Source organism: Leptolyngbya sp. CCY15150 (assembly GCF_016888135.1).
In the GTDB taxonomy this organism is placed as follows: Bacteria; Cyanobacteriota; Cyanobacteriia; order RECH01; family RECH01; genus RECH01.
This window is the reverse complement of sequence record NZ_JACSWB010000208.1, coordinates 1-18,812: the sequence shown is the minus strand read 5'-3', so window position 1 is coordinate 18,812 and position 18,812 is coordinate 1. Positions and strand designations below refer to the sequence as shown.

The 18,812-nt window shown below is 49.5% G+C and carries 18 protein-coding genes and 1 pseudogene; 9 read left to right on the top strand and 10 right to left on the bottom strand.

The features are described 5' to 3' along the window. Positions 1–62: 62 nt before the first annotated feature. The 5 genes and pseudogenes from JUJ53_RS15895 to JUJ53_RS15880 all read left to right on the top strand — a co-directional run bounded on the left by JUJ53_RS15895 (position 63) and on the right by JUJ53_RS15880 (position 3,673). Positions 63–1,040 (top strand): cysteine synthase A, encoded by a 978-nt coding sequence (locus JUJ53_RS15895; protein WP_204153021.1) that lies wholly within the window; start codon positions 63–65, stop codon positions 1,038–1,040. Continuing rightward, positions 1,037–1,159 carry a hypothetical protein gene (locus tag JUJ53_RS25155; RefSeq protein WP_275415779.1) on the top strand — a complete coding sequence of 41 codons (123 nt, stop codon included), beginning with the start codon at positions 1,037–1,039 and terminating at the stop codon, positions 1,157–1,159. Before JUJ53_RS15895 ends, JUJ53_RS25155 begins: the two co-directional genes overlap by 4 nt. Positions 1,160–1,519: 360 nt before the next feature. Further along, positions 1,520–1,750 (top strand): annotated as a pseudogene (gene rpsP / locus JUJ53_RS24730) (30S ribosomal protein S16); the annotation flags it as partial. 419 nt (positions 1,751–2,169) lie between these two features. Next, positions 2,170–3,354 (top strand): CHAT domain-containing protein, encoded by a 1,185-nt coding sequence (locus tag JUJ53_RS15885; protein WP_204153019.1) that lies wholly within the window; start codon positions 2,170–2,172, stop codon positions 3,352–3,354. 22 nt (positions 3,355–3,376) lie between these two features. Further along, a complete protein-coding gene (locus JUJ53_RS15880; protein ID WP_204153018.1) occupies positions 3,377–3,673 on the top strand; it encodes a hypothetical protein in 297 nt (98 codons plus the stop codon). Between the two features lie 167 nt (positions 3,674–3,840). On the opposite strand, the gene JUJ53_RS15875 is transcribed toward JUJ53_RS15880, so the two are convergent. From JUJ53_RS15875 to JUJ53_RS15865, 3 genes are read right to left on the bottom strand one after another with little or no spacing between them, the layout of a single operon-like run. Continuing rightward, positions 3,841–4,011, bottom strand: a complete 171-nt coding sequence (locus JUJ53_RS15875; protein WP_204153017.1) for a hypothetical protein — start codon at positions 4,009–4,011, stop codon at positions 3,841–3,843. A 42-nt stretch (positions 4,012–4,053) separates the two neighbouring features. Beyond that, entirely contained in the window at positions 4,054–4,245 is a 192-nt protein-coding gene (locus JUJ53_RS15870) for a hypothetical protein (protein ID WP_204153016.1), read from the bottom strand. A gap of 16 nt (positions 4,246–4,261) precedes the next feature. Further along, complete coding sequence (locus JUJ53_RS15865) at positions 4,262–7,411, bottom strand: SMC family ATPase (RefSeq protein ID WP_204153015.1); 3,150 nt, start codon at positions 7,409–7,411, stop codon at positions 4,262–4,264. Positions 7,412–7,610: 199 nt separating this feature from the next. Between JUJ53_RS15865 and JUJ53_RS15860 the strand changes: the two genes are divergently transcribed. Next, complete coding sequence (locus JUJ53_RS15860; protein ID WP_204153014.1) at positions 7,611–8,465, top strand: class I SAM-dependent methyltransferase; 855 nt, start codon at positions 7,611–7,613, stop codon at positions 8,463–8,465. A 191-nt stretch (positions 8,466–8,656) separates the two neighbouring features. Here JUJ53_RS15860 and JUJ53_RS15855 read toward each other — a convergent pair whose 3' ends face one another. The 7 genes from JUJ53_RS15855 to kdpA all read right to left on the bottom strand — a co-directional run bounded on the left by JUJ53_RS15855 (position 8,657) and on the right by kdpA (position 15,634). Continuing rightward, positions 8,657–9,772 (bottom strand): universal stress protein, encoded by a 1,116-nt coding sequence (locus JUJ53_RS15855; protein ID WP_204153013.1) that lies wholly within the window; start codon positions 9,770–9,772, stop codon positions 8,657–8,659. Between the two features lie 53 nt (positions 9,773–9,825). Next, a complete protein-coding gene (gene kdpC, locus JUJ53_RS15850) occupies positions 9,826–10,398 on the bottom strand; it encodes a K(+)-transporting ATPase subunit C (RefSeq protein ID WP_204153012.1) in 573 nt (190 codons plus the stop codon). Between the two features lie 60 nt (positions 10,399–10,458). Beyond that, entirely contained in the window at positions 10,459–10,608 is a 150-nt protein-coding gene (locus JUJ53_RS15845) for a hypothetical protein (RefSeq protein WP_204153033.1), read from the bottom strand. A 2-nt stretch (positions 10,609–10,610) separates the two neighbouring features. After that, a complete protein-coding gene (locus JUJ53_RS15840; protein WP_204153011.1) occupies positions 10,611–10,865 on the bottom strand; it encodes a potassium-transporting ATPase subunit F in 255 nt (84 codons plus the stop codon). A 26-nt stretch (positions 10,866–10,891) separates the two neighbouring features. After that, on the bottom strand, positions 10,892–11,767 hold the full coding sequence (locus JUJ53_RS15835) for a response regulator (protein WP_204153010.1): 876 nt from the start codon (positions 11,765–11,767) through the stop codon (positions 10,892–10,894). Positions 11,768–11,780: 13 nt separating this feature from the next. Next, positions 11,781–13,868 (bottom strand): potassium-transporting ATPase subunit KdpB, encoded by a 2,088-nt coding sequence (gene kdpB / locus JUJ53_RS15830; protein ID WP_204153009.1) that lies wholly within the window; start codon positions 13,866–13,868, stop codon positions 11,781–11,783. 71 nt (positions 13,869–13,939) lie between these two features. Further along, positions 13,940–15,634 carry a potassium-transporting ATPase subunit KdpA gene (gene kdpA, locus JUJ53_RS15825; protein WP_204153008.1) on the bottom strand — a complete coding sequence of 565 codons (1,695 nt, stop codon included), beginning with the start codon at positions 15,632–15,634 and terminating at the stop codon, positions 13,940–13,942. 602 nt (positions 15,635–16,236) lie between these two features. Here kdpA and JUJ53_RS15815 point away from each other — a divergent pair. The 3 genes from JUJ53_RS15815 (at position 16,237) to JUJ53_RS15805 (ending at position 18,702) form a co-directional block, all read left to right on the top strand. After that, complete coding sequence (locus tag JUJ53_RS15815) at positions 16,237–17,364, top strand: HAMP domain-containing sensor histidine kinase (protein ID WP_204153006.1); 1,128 nt, start codon at positions 16,237–16,239, stop codon at positions 17,362–17,364. Then, positions 17,361–18,047, top strand: coding sequence for a response regulator transcription factor (locus tag JUJ53_RS15810; RefSeq protein WP_204153005.1), 687 nt, complete (start codon positions 17,361–17,363; stop codon positions 18,045–18,047). Before JUJ53_RS15815 ends, JUJ53_RS15810 begins: the two co-directional genes overlap by 4 nt. 211 nt (positions 18,048–18,258) lie before the next feature. After that, on the top strand, positions 18,259–18,702 hold the full coding sequence (locus JUJ53_RS15805) for an Hsp20/alpha crystallin family protein (protein ID WP_204153004.1): 444 nt from the start codon (positions 18,259–18,261) through the stop codon (positions 18,700–18,702). The last annotated feature ends 110 nt before the right edge of the window (positions 18,703–18,812 follow it).

Genomic DNA, 18,812 nt, shown 5'->3' with positions numbered 1-18,812 from the left:
CGGGCAGTTTTCCTAGAGAATAGAGGAGACAGAACGCAGTTCGTGATGATCAAACGTGCATGATGGATATTAAGAACGGATTTGTAGCAACCGTGGGCCATACACCGCTCATTCGGCTCAACAGCTTCAGTGACGAAACCGGCTGTGAAATTCTTGGAAAAGCGGAATTTCTCAATCCAGGAGGCTCTGTCAAAGACCGAGCTGCGCTCTACATCATCAACGATGCAGAAGCACGCGGCCACCTGAAACCCGGCGGCACTGTTGTTGAAGGAACCGCAGGCAACACCGGCATTGGCCTAGCCCATATTTGTAACGCCAAGGGCTACAAATGCCTGATTATTATCCCAGACACCCAGTCCCAGGAAAAAATGGACGTGCTGCGTACCCTCGGGGCAGAAGTGCGTCCGGTGCCAGCCGTGCCCTACCGTGATCCCAACAACTACGTGAAGCTCTCAGGGCGCGTGGCTGAGGAATTGGACAATGCCATTTGGGCTAACCAGTTTGATAATCTGGCGAACCGCCTCGCCCACTATGAAACCACGGGGCCGGAAATCTGGGCGCAAACCGACGGCAAAATTGATGCCTGGGTGGCAGCAACGGGGACGGGGGGCACCTATGCAGGGGTCGCTATGTACCTCAAAGATCAAAATCCAGCGGTGCAAACCGTGGTGGCTGATCCTATGGGTAGCGGTCTCTACAGCTATATCAAAACTGGGGAAATTGCCCCCACCGGCAGCTCCATCACCGAAGGCATTGGCAATAGCCGCATCACCGCCAATATGGAGGGGGCTCCCATTGACGACGCCATCCAAATTGATGACCAAGAATGTTTGCGGGTGGTGTATCAACTCCTACACCGCGATGGGTTATTTATGGGCGGTTCTGTCGGCATCAACGTCGCGGCGGCTGTTGCCCTAGCTAAGCAAATGGGCCCGGGACATACCATCGTCACCGTACTCTGTGATAGCGGCAGTCGTTATCAATCTCGCCTCTACAACCCCGACTGGCTGAAAAGTAAGGGACTTTCGCTCACGGATTGATTCGTCCAGAGGTAGTCATTGGGCAGAGAGCGATCGCTTTTGTCCTGTACCACAAGGGCGATCGCTTTTGTCTTGAATGCCTAGATGGGCTGCAAGGGCGATCGTTGATCCTCGGCTGATCGTGAAGATTGTCTGAAGCTAACGATATAACACCTTGACATGAGCGGATTAGGCTGACACCGGTCTGTATAATTACTCTAATTGGAGTGTTATCAAGGATGCGATCGTCATAACCCTCCCTGTGGGGGTGTTATGCAGATCAAAGGGGAGGCATTCAGTATAAACAATAGTTAGCTCTCCAATCCTCAACACAGTTGTAAGTGAAGCCTTCATCTCCCTAAGTTCAAATTTTTATCAAACTACGCTTATTGTAAAATTTCGTATAAGCAAGAAGCTTTGTAGCATAGACTACTTAAGCAATATTGATATGGCTTGGATATCATGCTACTTTGTTCAGAGAAAAAACATACTTTTATGCCATGCTTAAACTAAGGCTGAAGCGCTTTGGTAAGAAAAAAGAGCCTAGCTATCGAATAGTAGCTGCTGATAGTAGAGCCAGGAATCAAGGGCGAACTATTCAGGAGCTTGGGTTTTATAATCCAAGGACTAAGGAAATCAGGTTAGATGCTGCGGGGATTGTAAGCTTTTTGAAGCAAGGTGCGCAGCCGACGAAAACTTTAGATTCTCTATTGGCTAGATCCGGAGTTTATAGACATTTAGAGGAAAATAAAACTAAGCTAGATCTAAGATCTTTGGAGTCTAACTTGCAATTAGACTTACATAGTGAGGAGAAATTTGAAGAAGGCAGTATTGTGAACTTAAGAGTGAACTTAAAATTCCCTTCTAAAGTTGATTTATCAGAAACTCTTGATTTAAAGCTTTGTCTTGATAGGGATACATCAACTTCCGACTGGGAAGAACCTTTACTGATTAATGTTTTGCTAGAAGTTGATGAACAAATTTTTACAATTAAAGATACATCTATTAGGACTGCTATTGTACCTGCTCAAGGCAAGTCTGAATGGTTGGGTTTCCCATTGACTCCAAGGCAAATGGGCAAAGGTGAAATTTCTATTAGACTTTTTCAGGATACTGCTTACATAGGTAATTGGGAACTAGAAGCTACTGTATGGCAAGAAACAGGAGAAGAAAAGAGGAACAAGCCGTCTTTGTCCCGCGTCAACCTGAAGAGCGTGCAGACTTAGTAATTTTTGTTGATCGAGATACTAGGGAATCCAAATATAAATATCACCTGATATGTGATCACCCTAACTTAGCACGCGCTTACGGACCTTGTTTGAGTCCTAAGAATCTAAATGATTATATTGAAATTCTTGGAAATCGCATTGAACGTGTTAATCAAATTTACTCTAAATATGATCAATTTCAAAAAAATGGATCTCTAAGTCCTCAGAGTATAAGTGAACTACAAAGAGATTTAGAAATTATTGGGATTGAATTATATAGAAATCTCTTTGATGATGAGTTTAAAGCTCTGTACTGGGATATATTGAAAGACAATGTAAAAAGTGTGTTAATACATTCAGAAGACTTGAGGATTCCCTGGGAACTTGTAAGACCTTCTAAAGATGAAGCCGAGGATCTTTTTTGGGGCGAAAAGTTTGAGCTAGCACGTTATCCTAAAAATCTAAGAATGCCTCGTACAATTCATGTAAGAAAAATTGTGCTCATCTCGCCCCCTCTTTCACAAGATTCATCTGAGGTATTTCATAGATCATCTGCTCAGGAGGAGTTTGATCTGATAAGGCAAGCTTTTAGCAATGTGGATTTTGAAGAAGTAAACCCACCTAATAAACAGGCTATAGAGCAATTATTTCAACAAAGCAATAGCTTTTCTAATCTACATTATTTTGGTCACTGTAGGTTTGTGCAACTTGATCCAGATGCATCTTGCCTAATACTTGCCAACGGTGAAACTCTAATGGCCAGAGAAGTTGTAGGCAGGTTGCTAGGATTTGCCTCAAATGGTAATCAAGCATTCATTTTTATGAATGCTTGTGCTAGTGCAGGAGATAACTTTAATTTTTCTGGTGTCAATGGATGGATTAGGGTGTTTGTTTATGATGCAAAATGTAGTGGGTTTATAGGAACATGTTGGGAAGTTTCTCATTTTGCTGCTTGTAAGTTTTCAGCCTTCTTCTACAATTCGGTAACTAATTCAAGTGGACTAATGACTGTTGCAAGGGCTTTGAAAGATGCGAGACTTGACTTGAGAGATCTTTATCCTGGCGATCCTAGCTGGCTGAGTTACACTATCTACGGTGAACCATTCGCTAAATTTGTACTCCAATAGAACCCTTACAAAGGTAATAATCATGAATGAGGATAGAATCTGGGTAGTTACTGTTAGACAGTCAACCACATTAACAGAAAGACGGGAACTTATTGAAACACAAATTGACGTTGGTGTTCTATCGGGAGAGCTACAATCTTTTCTTTCCAAATTAGGCTCTATTTTGACAGCAACACCAAAAGCAATAGGAGACTATGAACTTGATGAAATTGAATTATCTGCTGAGGTTTCAGCATCAGGAACAATTAAGATTCTTGGAAGTGGAATTGAATCGAGTTTAGGAAGCGGTCTGAAATTTGTATTTCGTCGTAAAGCGTAGTAGCTGATCATAACGTTTTAATTTTGAAACTATCTTTTTGCCAAGCATTTAACGAGCTAACAATTCAAATGCGGCAAATGTCTGCGCCCTCTCCACGCCAGCTCACACTCTAGGGATTATTTCTACAGAACCAACCGGATCTGCGACCCTTGAGCTTGTTTTTCACTTCAATACGGGTCTGAAACGCCGCTTTGAGGTGAGGTATGTGGGTGACCGCTAAGATAGGCAAAATCATCAGCGATCGCTTGGATATCTGCCACCAAACGTTCACAGCCTGCTGCATCCTGGGTACCAAATCCCTCATCGATAATTAGGGTTTGCTGAAAAAAGAGCAACAAACTGTAAGATGTCGAGCTGTCGCCGTGGATGCAATTGCAAAGCTAGAATGAAAGGGCGATCGCTTCTGCTTCCCCAATATCAAGTTCGTTGCTTAGTGCTTTGATAAGGGGGCGATCGCTAACAGGATGAACTTGTATCCAGTCAAAGGTTGGTGCTTCATTTACACCTGCAACGGAAAAAGTAGGATCGGCTAACTCTCGAAAAATGTCTGCGCCCTTTCCAAGCCAGCTCACACTGTAGAGACTAGTTCTACAGAACCAACTGAATTTGCGATCCTTGAGCTTGTTTTTGTACCTCAATACGGGTTTGAAACGCCGCTTTGAGGTGCGGCATGTGAGTGACCGCTAAGATACAGGCAAAATCATCAGCGATCGCTTGGATAGCTGCCACCAAACGCTCACAGCCTGCCGCATCCTGGGTGCCAAATCCCTCATCGATAATTAACATTTGCAGCGGTGTGCCAGACTGCTGGGCTAATAGACGAGATAAGGCTAGACGGATAGCAAAATTGACCCGAAAGGCTTCACCGCCAGAATAGGTTTCGTAGGGACGGGTACCCTGGAGGTCACTAATTAAAATATCTAGGGTATCAATTAGCTTGGCATGGCGTTTACTGCGCTTACTCGCTCGCTGAGTAATAAACTGGACATGGAGCTGATGGGCGCTGAGTCGTCCTAGGAGTTGATTGGTCTCTGCCTCTAGGTGGGGTAAGATATTTTCAATCATCAATGCCTGAATGCCGTTTTTGCCACAGGCTTGGGCCAGTTCTTGATAGACCCGATACTGGCGGCGCAGGGTTTGCACCTCGGTCTGTTGGCGATCGCGCTGGTGGATCAAGTCATCGAGCTGCTGCTGCTGTTGCTGGAGGCGACCCAGGTGAGCTAAGTGTTGATCCCTCTGCGATCGTCCCTCGGTTAGCTGATATTCCAAGAGAGCGATCGCCTCTGTGGCATCTGGCGTTGAGTCTAACTGTTGGCTAAGCTGAGCAATTTGCTGCTGCACGTCCTGTAGACGGTGCGATCGCTCCTGCCACTCGGCTTCGATCTGCTGGCGCTGCTGCTGCACTTGGGGTAGCTGCTGCTGGGCTTGATGCAGATCTTGGTAACGCAACTGCCAGCCTTGGTTCTGGCGAATAGCATCTTTCACGGCCGCATGGGCCGGTGCATCATAGCCAAGCTGGAGCAAGCGATCGCTGACCTCCTGAAGCTGTTGGTAGAGCGGCGATTGGTGGTGTTGCTGTAGATCATGATCGATCTGGGCGCGACGAGCTTCCAGAAGCGGACGCTGCTGAGCTAACTGGATCTGGCGCTGCTGGGCGCTGTGAATTTCGGCTTGGCGCAGCTCTGCCCAACGCCAGCGATCCACCTGTCCGCGCGCTAGGGCGTGATTTTTGTCGTCATACTGCAATTGGCTGAGGGTATGGTCAATTTCCTGCCACTCTTCCTGCCATTCTGCCGCATAGCCGCCCGATTCTAGGGAACGTGCTAGGGCATCCCGCTCGGCAATCAGCTCCTGAAGCTGGGTTTTCACCGTCACCACACCCTGAAGCTGTTCCTGCAGACGCCCCCGCCGTTCCAGCATGGCTCCGTAATTCGCCAATTCATAGTCCAAATCGCGATATTCCTGGCGCAGAACCTGAATTTCTCGCTCCGAGGCGGATAACTGCTCCCGCACCACCCAAAGCCGTTTGAGAATGGCGGCTTGGTCGGCTTGATGGCGTTCGAGCACCACCCGCCCATGCTGTTCATCCAAGGGGCGATCGCAGAGGGGACAGGGAGGATAGTCTGCCACCTCTAGTTGGTAGGGGGTGCCCTGATCCTGACAGGTCTGCCTTGCCTCCTGCGCGTCTACCTGCAGCGATCGCAACTCTTCTTCAATGGATGGATTGAGGGAGCGATCGTTCAACCAAGGGCCTGCCTGCCGTTTGAGCCACTGAATTTTTTGGTCTAGCTCCGCCAGTTGGGTTTCATAGATACGTTGATCGGCCTGCAGCCGTTCCATAAAATTACGGCGCTCCAGACCCTTGTCGCGCACCTGCTGTTGATACAGCCGTCGCTCCTCTAGGTAATGGAGTTGGGTGCTCAGCTCCGCCGCAGACTGGGTTAAGTTGGGCTGCCGCTGCTCTTGAAGCTGGAGCTGCTGAATCTGATGGTTAAACGCATCCAGGCGGGCCTGGAGATGGGCCTGGGCTCGTTCCGACTGAGACTGGAGCTGCTGCCGCCGCTGGATCAGGGGTGCCACCTGCACCTGTAGGCGATCCAACTGCTGAAGCTGCTGCCGCGCTAGCCGCAGACGTTCTAAGGCGTCGCCAATTTCCCCTGCCTTACTGAGCACCTGCTGCACCTCCTGTTCCTGCTGCACCAGGGAGGTTAGCTGGGCCTCAACCTGGTGGTGCTGATCCTGCAGGGCGGCGATCGCGGTTTGGTGCTGCTGCTGAAGCTGCTGGTGTTCTGCCGTCAGGGTTTGGTAGGTATGAAACGTTTGGGTGAGCGCTACATCCTTGGTTTGCAGCGCCTGCAGATGGGCATAGCCCTGGGCGATGGCGTCGGACTGACTGAGAATGGTCTGCAGCGATCGCTCTTGGGTCTGTAATGTCGTAAGCTGCTGCTGGAGCTGCTGACAGTCTTGCTGAAGCTGCTGGGCTTGGTGGTGGTGACGCTGGAGCTCCTGTTGCCCAAGCTGGCGCTGCTGCTGCTGGATGTGTAACGCCTGCACCTGGGCCGTATGGGCCTGCTGCTGCTGGGTAAGCTGCTCTAGGGTGTTTTCCAGGGTCAAGCGTTCTGTAGCCAAGCGATCGCTCTGGAGAAGCTGCTGCTGAATTTGCTCTAATCCTCGCTCCAGCACCTCCATCTCAGCACGAACCTGACGCGATCGCTCCTTAGCTTGTTCCGAAAGGCGATCGTATTGATCCAGCTTCAGCAAATCTGCCAGCACCTGCTTGCGCTCCGCTGGCCGCTTCAGCATGAACTCATCCGCCCGCCCTTGGCGCAGATAGGCCGAGTTAATAAACGTCTCATAGTCCAGCTTAAGATGCTGCTGGATTAAACTTTGGGTGGCGCGGGAACCTCGCTGGGTTAGGGTTTGGAAGCCACTGGGGGTTTCAATCTGAAACTCCAGAGAACTGGGCTGCCCCCGATAGCGCGTGCGGATAATCCGATAGACCTGCTCCCGATAACGAAAGGTATAGTCTACCTGGGCTTCCAAGGCCCCTTGGTAAATCACATCATCATCACTTGCCGCTCGTCCCTGGCCCCAGACCGCCCAAGCGATCGCTTCCAGTAAGGACGATTTACCTGCCCCATTGGCACCACAAATACAGGCTACGTGCAATCCACGAAAATCCAGAGTAGCCTGGCGATAACTAAGAAAATTCCTAAGTTTGAGAGATTGCGGAATCATGGACCATTAGCCATGGACGATCGCTTGTCTCATAGCTTAACAGTACATTCGCACTTTGATACACATGAACGGAAAATTTTCTTAAAAATTCAGCCATTTGGTATTTGCCAGCCCCATTTTTTCCTAGGCCTCCCCATTGCCGCCTAGGTTCTGCATACTAAAGACACAGACTCTAAACCGCGATATCTTCATCCAAGCCATGACAACGACTCAGTCCACCATTTTTGAACGATTTCTGGCTCCTCTGTTCAGCCAGTTTCTCCTGGATGAAGCAGCTCTGCTCCGCCAGCGCGACAGTATTGATTGGGAAACGGAGTGCGATCGCCTCTCGTCGCCCACGGTCGCTTATCCCGACTATTACCGCAGCCAAAATTTCCACGGCATCCAAAATGGTTACCTGACCGCCGACGCGGCGATCACCTATGATCCGATTACCCAATACGTCTTGCTGCCTAACGAAACCTGGATTCGTCAAGGCCTGTGCGATCGCGTCCAAGGGCAACCCCGGCGCATCCTCGACCTAGGCTGTGGCACGGGTTCCACCACCGTGTTGCTCAAGCAAGCCTTTCCCGATGCCGAGGTGGTGGGTCTGGATCTATCGCCCCATATGCTGGTGATGGCCCACCAAAAAGTTCGGCTCAACGGTCTATCCATCGACTTCCGCCACGGTCTAGCCGAAGCCACTGGCTTCCCCGATGCCAGCTTTGATGTGGTAACCGCGTCCCTGCTGTTCCATGAAACTCCACCCGCGATCGCCCAAGAGATTCTCCGGGAATGCTTCCGGCTGCTCAGTCCTGGCGGGCAGGTGCTGATTCTCGATGGCAACCAAGCCACTCTCCGCCAAGTCACCTGGCTCACCGAAATCTTTGAAGAACCCTACATCAAGGCCTATGCTGCCGGCTCGGTGGACGACTGGATGCAGGCCGTCGGCTTTGAAGCGGTGCAAACGGAGAACAATTGGTGGAGCAACCAGGTCACCCGCGCCCAAAAACCGCTGCCGGTTAACAGCCCAGACTGGTCACCTAGCGGTGATGTTCAGGTTGCCATGGGCTAACCGGGGCTAATGGTGCAGAACAGCGATCGCTCCCCTGAAGCAGACTGGACGGATTGGGAGAGCGATCGCTGTTTTCATCAGACCGTTTAGAGCCGGTGCCTCTAGAGCCAACCTTGATACCTAGGGCACAGTGCTAAGCCAATGGCGATCGGGCCGGGATCAACCTAGGAAGCAACCAAACAGTACAAAAGTCACGCTGGTTGGTTATTAGAAATAATATGTAAGTCAACCTGAGGCAGTTCCCGCATCAATCGTTGCACAATTGAACCTTTCAATAAGAGGCGAAATCGGGAACGACGAGTTTCACCTAAAACAATTTGTGTAATACGTTCTTGGTCTGAAATATCAGCGATCGCACTCACAATATCTGAAGATTCTCTCCTAACAAATTCTCCTTCAAACTCTTGACATAGGCGTTTGCAGGTTTCAATATGTAGCGTCTCTGGTTTCGATAAGAATTTACCTGCAGGGGCAACAAATAGGACGAATAACCGACCATTCATTTGATTGGCAATTCGGGCACCACGCCGCAGGAGTTGAATCGAATTTGGATACGTTGAAATGCATACTAAGATGCGCTCTTGAATATTACAATGAAGATTTTGACCTGTGGAAACAGATTCCTCCTCAATATTATCAGCAATTTCTCGCAGCGCCAGCTCTCTCAGGGCAATCAGATTGCTCCGGCGGAAAAAGTTTTGTAGAGCTTGATCAATCTTTTCGGGGGCATAAATCTTACCCTCTTGAAGGCGTTCCTGCAGCATTTCTGGGGTAACATCAACCACGACAATTTCATCCGCTTCGTCAATGATGCGATCTGGGATGCGCTCTCGCACCACTACCCCAGAAATACGATGCACAAGATCATTTAAGCTTTCCAAATGTTGGATATTGACGGTTGAGTAAACGTCAATACCAGCCTCTAGAATCTGTTCCACATCCTGATAGCGCTTGTCCCACTGAGAGCCTGGCACATTGGTATGAGCGAGTTCATCTACCAATACTAATTGGGGAGCCCGTTTCAAAATGGCTTCGGTATCCATTTCTCGAAGCATGACTCCCCGACAATTGACCTGTTTACGCGGAATCAACTCCAGACCTTCTGCTTTCAGGGCAGTTTCTTCCCGAGCATGAGTTTCTAATAACCCAATGACCACATCAACACCATCTTGCTTAAGGGCATGTCCTTCTTCAAGCATTCGATACGTTTTGCCGACACCAGGTGCCATACCAATAAAGATTTTATGCTTACCTCGGCGATGAGGTTTTTGGTAGCTAGCAGAGGCGATCGCAGCAGAGTTGTACATAGAAACAGGACGAAGTGATGTTGAAAGGTCTATGGGGCGGAAGGTTAAGAGGGTTAGAGCTGATCTAATGCCAGATTTAGGGTGACTGTATTGACTGCTGGTTCACCAAAGATACCTAAGAAACGACCTTCGGTATGTTGTTCAATGAGAGTTTGTAGATTGTCAGGTGCAAGGTTGCGAACGGCAGCGATCCGATCGAGTTGGTTGAACGCACTAGCGGGTGAAATATGAGGGTCTAGTCCTGAACCAGAGGAATACAAGAGATCCGCAGTAGGCTCTATTCCAGCAGCTTGGAGGCGCTCGGCTTCAGACTGAATGCGCTCCAGTAGCGCCGCATTGCTAGGTGCCAAGTTACTAGCCCCAGATATGCCAGTGGGGGCAGCATCTTCACCTTGGCTATAGTCAATTGCACTGGGGCGACTCCAAAAATACTCGTCACTGCTAAAGGTTTGTCCAATCAGGGCCGAGCCGATAATTTGCCCCTGGTCGTTGGTGATCAGACTGCCATTGGCTTGGGTGGGAAAGAAGCCCTGTCCAATCGCGAAAATTAGCATGGGGTAAATTAGAGCAGTGAGTAGCCAAAGGACGACTGTGGTGCGGATGCTGGTGGTAATATCTCGAATCATTGTTTTTACAGAACGTTGGGTTGACAAGAGTAGGGTTGGAAGGACGAAAGGTTGGAATGACTAAGACTTTAGGAAGGTGTTGGAAAACGTATCTTTGTGGCGGCGATGGTGGCGATCGCGAATTCTTTTTAACTCCGCTTGACGCATTCGTCGCTTCATTCGACCGATATGAATCTGTTCGCGGATTTGGGCAATCAGTCTTTTTAGCATGATCAAAACTTCTCCGGTTTGAGAATAACGGCGGTGAGATAGGCGGCTAGTCCGATAACAACCAGACCAAGGAGACCCAGCGCGTATGCATTGCCTCGACTGAGACTATCGGTAGCGGCATAGAGGGCGGGAGCGATCGCTACGTTTAAGAACAAAACCAAAAATATCCCTAAGGCAATTCGAGAGCGGCGTTGCTGCAGACGAATGAGGCAGTCATTGCACATTTCATCGAGGGAAGGCAGGATAAATTTATTCATCAGTGGATTCTCCGTGTGGTGGTTTTTTAGGTATCTGAACATGGAGATGTTGGAACGTTCGAATGCTTTAGCGGAAGGGGATCGTCAAAACAGGGACGAGATTTTAGATTGGTCGTTGCCCGATGTAAGTTATCTTCGGCGAGTTGATATGTGGGATCGAGACCAAGGGCAGCACGATAGAATTTGAGGGCTTCTAAGCGATCGCTTTCACATTCAGCAATCAGACCCAGCAACGTTAAATACTCTGGACGCTCAGGAGCTTGCTTCATTGCTTCGCCTATTAGTTTTCGAGCTTGGGCAAAGTCTCTTTTCTGAGAGCACTGGTAGGCTAGTTCGATTAATTCATCAAAATTTCCGATAGGCATGACACGATATCGTGGGCAGTTCAGTGCTTCAGCGATAACGGCACAAATTTGGTCAGCTTTCAAGGGGTGCTGGAGATAACCGTGGGGCTGATGAATTAAGTCCACCGCACCTTGTTTCATGGCATTGACTGCATCATCTAGGCTGCAATGGTCGCAAATCATCACTACTCGGGTATCGGGATAAAGTGACAACAGTTGTCTCAGTCCCCCTCCTTCGACCTTTTGAGAAATTGCTAGATCTAAAATTACTAGGTCGATAGGCTGTTGTTGCAACTGCTCAAACGCAGCTTCCCAGGTGTCTTCAGAATGGACGCTATAGCCTTCGGCTTGCAAAAATTCTGTCAACATCAGCCGGGTGGCGGTTTCGTGATGCACGATCAAAATACTTATAAACGGTGTGGCATTTTCTGCCGAGACAACCTCTGGCAAATCAGCTTCAGATTGATCGAGTACTTGAACATTTGAACCTTGGTCAACAGACTGTTGAGCTAGATTGCTTGAGGACTCTGACGAGAGTTGAGAAGAGGAAAAAGTCATGATACAAAATCTCCTAGGCTAAGCCAATATTCCCGACCATAAGGTCAATAAACTTGATGGCAATAAAGGGAGCAATAACACCGCCCAAACCAAAGATCAGCATATTGCGCTGCAGGAGTTGATTGGCGGTTAGGGGGCGGAACTGCACCCCTTTCAACGCCAGAGGAATCAGAGCTGGAATGATCAGGGCGTTGTAGATCAGAGCAGATAGGACAGCAGATTGGGGACTATGCAAGCCCATGATGTTGAGTGCGCCGATACCTGCTGAGGCAAACATGGCTGGAATAATCGCAAAGTATTTGGCAATGTCGTTGGCGATCGAGAACGTGGTCAATGCCCCACGAGTAATCAGCAACTGTTTGCCGATGGTGACTAGATCAATGAGCTTGGTGGGGTCGGAGTCGAGGTCTACCATGTTGGCAGCTTCCTTGGCAGCCTGGGTGCCGGAGTTCATCGCTAAACCGACGTTGGCCTGGGCTAGAGCAGGAGCATCATTGGTGCCGTCACCCGTCATCGCCACCAGCTTACCTTCTGCCTGCTCGGCTTGAATAACCTGGATTTTATCTTCAGGGGTGGCTTCGGCGACAAAGTCATCGACTCCAGCTTCTCGTGCGATAACTTCGGCGGTAATCCGGTTGTCGCCGGTCAGCATGACGGTGCGAACCCCCATGCGTCGCAGTTGGTCAAACCGTTCGTTAATGCCGGGTTTGATGATGTCTTTCAGGTAGATTACGCCGTAGATGTCATCGTTCTGACAAAGAGCCAGCGGTGTACCGCCTAAACGAGATACCTTTTCAAAAGCCTGATCCAGCCCTTCAGGCACGGTGCCGCCACGGGATCGAACAAAGCCGCGAATCGCGTCTACGGCCCCTTTGCGAATTTCGCCGCCATCGGGAAGATTGGTTCCGCTCATCCGGGTACGGGCTGAAAATTCCACTGCTTCCGCTGTTGTCTGGTCGAATGCCAGGGTAGCACCTTGCTGTTGTGCCAGTCGCACGATGGATTTACCTTCGGGGGTTGTATCAAAGATGCTGGCAGCTAGGGCCACAGAAGCGACTTTATCGGGACTGTGACCATTGAGAGGAATAAACTCCTCAGCTAAGCGATTACCTAAGGTAATGGTGCCCGTTTTATCCAACACTAGGGTGTTGATATCGCCGCAGGCTTCGACCGCTCGTCCCGAAGTCGCGACCACGTTGAACTGCGCCACGCGATCCATCCCGGCAATGCCGATCGCGCTCAACAAGCCACCGATTGTGGTGGGGATGAGGGCTACCAAAAGGGCAATGAGAATAGCCACGCTGACTGGACTGTCCACGTAAGCTGCTGGAGTTGGCAAGGTCACTACCACAATCAAGAACACCAGGGTCAACACCGCTAGCAGCACCGTCAAGGCAATTTCGTTAGGAGTTTTGCTGCGTTCGGCTCCTTCGACGAGGGCAATCATGCGGTCAATAAAGCCCTTACCCGGATCGGCTGTGACCTGGATTGTCAGCTCATCGGAAATAATCTTAGTACCGCCGGTGACAGAGCTGGCAACATCCGAACCTGCTTCCTTCAGTACGGGGGCCGATTCCCCCGTGATGGCTGATTCATCCACGGACGCTACTCCATCCAAAACTTCTCCATCGGCGGGAATGATATCGCCAGCGATCACTTTGATGCGATCGCCCCGACTTAAGCTGGTGGAATACACTTCTTTGATTGAGCCATCAGCCAAAATTTTGCGAGCTGTGGTTTCTGACTTAGTAGAGCGCAGCGCATCAGCCTGAGCCTTACCGCGACCTTCGGCTACGGCTTCGGCAAAGTTGGCAAAAACAAGGGTGAAGAACAGGATGACGGCAATCAAAGCGTTGAACAGCACCGGATTATCGGGCACAGGGCCAAATAGTCCTGGGTTGAACGTGAGCAGAATTGTGATGATCGTGCCAACCCACACCACAAACATGACGGGATTTTTCACGGTAACTCGCGGATCGAGCTTGAAAAATGCCTCTTGGAATGCCCGCTGATAAAGACCGGACATGTTTACTTTGGGCGTATGTCGTCGCCCTTCGCGAGGGCCACCGGGTTGATGCCGGGTTTGAGAAGAACTGGTCATGGCGGTTATGAAATGAAAGAACTAAAGGTTGCATGAGTCAGGGAAGGGGGTAGCAGGTGAGAACGTTTTTCTTACCCACCACTCGCTGCTTTCGCGATCGCAAACCCTTCCGCAATTGGCCCCAACGCCAACACAGGCAGGAACGTTAACGCACCAAGGATAAGAATAGTACCTGCGGTTACGCCTGTGAACAAGAAGCTGTCAGTGTAGAGGGTGCCTGCGGTTTCTGGTACGGGCTGTTTCTGGGCCATGCTGTCGGCTAAATAAATCAGGGCAATAATCGGCATATAGCGACCCACGATGAGCGAGAAGCTAGCGCTGAGGTTCCACCAAAGGGTGTCATCCCCTAACCCTTCGAAGCCGGAGCCGTTGTTAGCGGCAGCGGAGGCATATTCATAAATCACCTGGGAAATGCCATGGAAGCCAGGGTTACTAATGCCCGCTAAGGTTTCAGGAAAGGCTAACGTAATTGCGCCGGGAATTAGAATGGCGATGGGGTGAGCCAGCAAAATGATGCTGGCTAGGACGATTTCACGCTTCTCGATTTTACGGCTGAGGAATTCGGGCGTGCGTCCTACCATCAACCCAGTTAAAAACACGGTCAAAATTAGAAACACGAATAGATAAGCCGTCCCTGTACCTTGTCCACCCCAAATGATTTGCAAAAACATATCTGAGAGGGTAGCAAAACCACCGGGTGGCATCAGGGAATCGTGCATTCCGTTGACGGCACCACACATGGTTCCTGTGGTTGAAACGGCCCAGAGTGCCGTAAGTGCCCAGCCAAAGCGCACCTCTTTACCTTCAAGATTAGGAGCTTGCTCCCCCAACATGCTGTTGACCAAAGGATTACCCTGAAACTCTCCTACAGCAGCGATCGCGATCAGGACGGCGTAGAAGATAAATACCATGCCAAAGATAAGCCAACCCTGGCGAGGTTTGCCCGCCATGATGCCGTAGGTCAAAATCAGCCCTGCCGGAATCACCAGCATGATGATGTTGGTGAACAGGTTGGTGAAGTTATTCGGGTTTTCGTAGGGATGAGCAGAGTTGATGCCGAAGAAGCCGCCGCCGTTTTCGCCTAGTTCTTTGATAATTTCAAAATGGGCCACCGGGCCACGGGCGATATATTGGGTTGCCCCTTCTAGCGTTTGAGCAACGGCAGGGCCAGCAAAGGTTTCTGGCACTCCTGCAATCACTAGGGCGATCGCCCCTACGATCGAAATAGGCAGCAGAATCCGTGTAATGGACAGGGTCAGGTCAACGTAGAAGTTGCCCAGGGCGTTCCCCGTCAGGCCACGTATGAAGGCGATCGCCACCGCAATCCCCGTTGCTGCTGAGGTAAACATTAAAAAGCCCAGTGCCCCAACCTGCGAGAAGTAAGTATAGGTGGTTTCGCCGGAATAATGCTGCTGGTTCGTGTTGGTCACAAACGAAATAGCCGTATGTAGCGCTAAGTCCCAGTTCGGTGCGTCCAAAGCCGTTGGATTGAGCGGCAGTCCTCCTTGCAACATGAAGATAATAAACACGAAGGTCGCCATCACCAGGTTGCTCACCAGAATGGCCCGGATGTATTGGCCGCCAGTCATAGACCGTTGATGTGCAACGCCGCCGGCAGCGAACAACAGTCTCTCTACAGGGCCGACTACTGGGTCAAGCAGCGTTCTTAGCCCCATGAACACTCGCGCCATGTAGGTGCCGAGGAATGGCGCTACTGCCAATAAAATCGCTAAAGCGATCGCTAACTGAAAAAATCCCTGAGCCATGAAAAACTCCTAAACATCAAGACTGTACTTGAACTTTTCCCAAACAAATTTGCAATTCTGGCGCTAATGCCTCCTTTGGGGTAACAGCTATGACCCAGTCTTGCTCTTGCAAAATGGGGTCTTCACAAACCATCATCAGGTGGGAGTCCCGAATCAAACCCAGCACATAACAATCATCAGGTAAGGCTATCTGTCGAAGCGTTTGACCAAGATGTGCACTGTTGAAATAAACTTGGTGTAAAACTACTTTGGGAACCATTAGCGTTAAAACCAGAAATCAGCAAGTGTTAGGTTAGTTCCATCTCAAAGAACAAGTAAGTTAGAACTAACAGCTTTACTATTTCACCTTCAGAGTAGCTTTGAAAAGGTATAGAGCGGCGTTTAGGGGAGATTTATACTTTGTGATTTAGACGAAAGGACTAGATGCGTTTAGAAGCGTTTAGGCGAAGTTCATAAACGCCTATATCATCCAATATAATTTCATTTATTTTCATTTGTTTAGGCTATTCAGCTCTTAAAATAGATGGACATAGATTGACATCTGATTTGATTAGGACACCGTTACTCATTATTGGTTGCTAACCATTACGTGACCCTTGCCTATGCCCCGGTCTAGACCTTTTTCACATTTTGAACAATTCATCCAAGCCCGTCATCGTATTCACTGGCTCATCAGCATCATTTTTGTCTTGGTGATCTTGTTGGAGTACAGTACTCCGCCTCCCTACGTGTTTGGATATCTCTATGTCGGGGCGGTTTTGATTGCCAGCACTCGCCTCAGTCGTCGAGCAACTATTTGGGTGACAGCCATCGCGATCGCTCTTACTTTATTGAATCTTTTGATTCCAGGGGTCGTTATAGTAGCGCCAGACACCGTCGCTAACCGGGTGATTACGGTGCTGGCGCTAGGCGTCACAGGTTGGCTGGGCGATCGCCTTCAGGCCTATGAGCAGGCTATTACTCGGCAACGCTTACAACTCCAGGCCCAGGAGCAACTTGCCCAGATGCGGGAAGATTTTGTCTCGACGTTAACCCATGATCTCAAGACCCCCATGCTGGGTGCGTTGGAGACGTTACAGGCTTTGCGAAGCGAAAATTTTGGTGCGGTTTCGCTAGCCCAGCGCCGAGTCTTTGATGTTATGACCCGAAGTCATCAAAAGACCCTCCAACTGGTTGAAACCTTGATGGACGTTTACCGCAACGATTCTGAAGGGCTGAAGCTGCACCGCCAACAGCTCGATCTGCTCACCCTGGCAGAGGAAGCCGTTGCCGATGTGGTTCCTCTAGCAACGTCGCGCCAGATTCATCTGCGCGTGAACGATGAAAGCTCTGATTTTCGCCGCTCTTACTGCGTTAATGGAGACGCTTTGCAACTGTCGCGGGTGTTGGTTAATCTCCTGTCCAATGCTGTCAATCATTCTCGACGAGGTAGTTCTGTTCAGGTGGTCATGGGATCTAAGCACGGTCATTATCAGGTCTGTATCATCGACGAGGGGCAGGGTATTCCCGCCGATGAACTGCCGCATTTGTTCGATCGCTTCTACCAGGGACAGAGCGATCGCCAAGCTAAAGGAACAGGGCTGGGGCTCTATCTAAGCCGTCAAATTGTGGAAGCCCACGGCGGTAAAATTTGGGCAGAGTCCCGAGCGAATGGTGCGGTCTTTGCATTTCGACTGCCCGCCTGTATCCATGAGTTGCCCTTAGCTGCTACAAGCCAATCGACTACATGACGTCTCCCCTTAAGATTTTGTTAGTTGAAGATGATGAATTGTTTCGGCTAGGGTTGGCTACGCGACTCCAGCAAGAGCCGATGCTAGAAATTGCGGCTGAGGCCGAAGATGGGGAAACGGCCCTAGATTTGATCACTCAACAGATGTTCGACATCGTGGTTTTAGATGTCGGTCTACCGGGTATTGGTGGAGTGGAAACCTGTCGGCAAATGAAGCAACTCTCGCCCCATTTACCCATCTTGATCCTAACTTCCCATTCTCAACCCCCACTGATTAACCGCCTTATCGAAGCTCAGGCTCAAGGCTATTGCCTAAAAGGAGTGGCGGCCGAATCCTTAATTCTAGCGATTCAGTCCATAGCAGCAGGCGCTTCTTGGTGGGATGCTCAAGCTACAGCGCAAATTCGTGCCCAATTTCAACAGCCCAGTCCCGAACCACTCTTGCCTGCACCCGTACTAGACAATCCCCTCACCCAACGAGAACGGGAGATTTTAGCGTTAGTTGCTAGCGGCAAAAGTAACTCAGAAATTGCCGAGACTCTTTACATTGCGGCGGGTACTGTCCGTGTCCACGTTCACGCCATTTTGCAAAAACTTGAGGTGCGCGATCGCACCCAAGCTGCTGTGCTAGCCCTACAAAAAGGTCTCATTCATCCTAAAGATACTCCTCCTGATCATGGGTAGAGAACCGAAACAATGATTACGGTTTCTAAGACAACGTTTATCATCCTAAAAAAATGAGGTCGGGAACCACGACTAAACTGAGTTCCTATAACCGAATCCCCTCTTAGGAAAAGTCTTCTAAAGTAGTAATCAAAGGGACAAAGATAGTCCTAGTAACAGTCACCTAAACTTGACTAAATGCAATCAGAGATTACTACAGGAGCTGAAGATTATGACACTCATTCGTTGGCAACCCTATCGTGAAGTGAATACCCTTCATCAACAACTCGATCGACTGTTGGATAATGTTTTGGCTCCCATATCTGTTGCTCAACAAGATTGGCTTCCTACCATGCCCGCAGCAGAACTTAGTGAAACAGAAGAAGCTCTATTGCTGAAGCTGGAAGTGCCAGGAATGGAACCTAAGGATCTGAATGTAGAAGTAACAGAACAGTCGGTTTCTATCAGCGGTGAACGTAAGTCTGAAACCAGCCATGAAGAAAATGGATCGACTCGTAGCGAATTCCGCTATGGCAAGTTCCAACGCGTCATCCCACTACCTACCAGGGTGCAAAATACTAAGGTAGAAGCCAACTATAAAGATGGCATTCTCATGCTGACGTTGCCCAAAACTGAAGAAGTTAAAAACAAGGTTGTGAAGGTTAACCTTGGATAATGTCTAGGGCGATGGGTGTATCCCACTTTTGTAGCCCTCACCCTAAATCCCTCTCCCAAGTCGGGCGAGGGACTTTGAATCTAGCTCCCCTTCTCCCGTTTTTGGGAGAA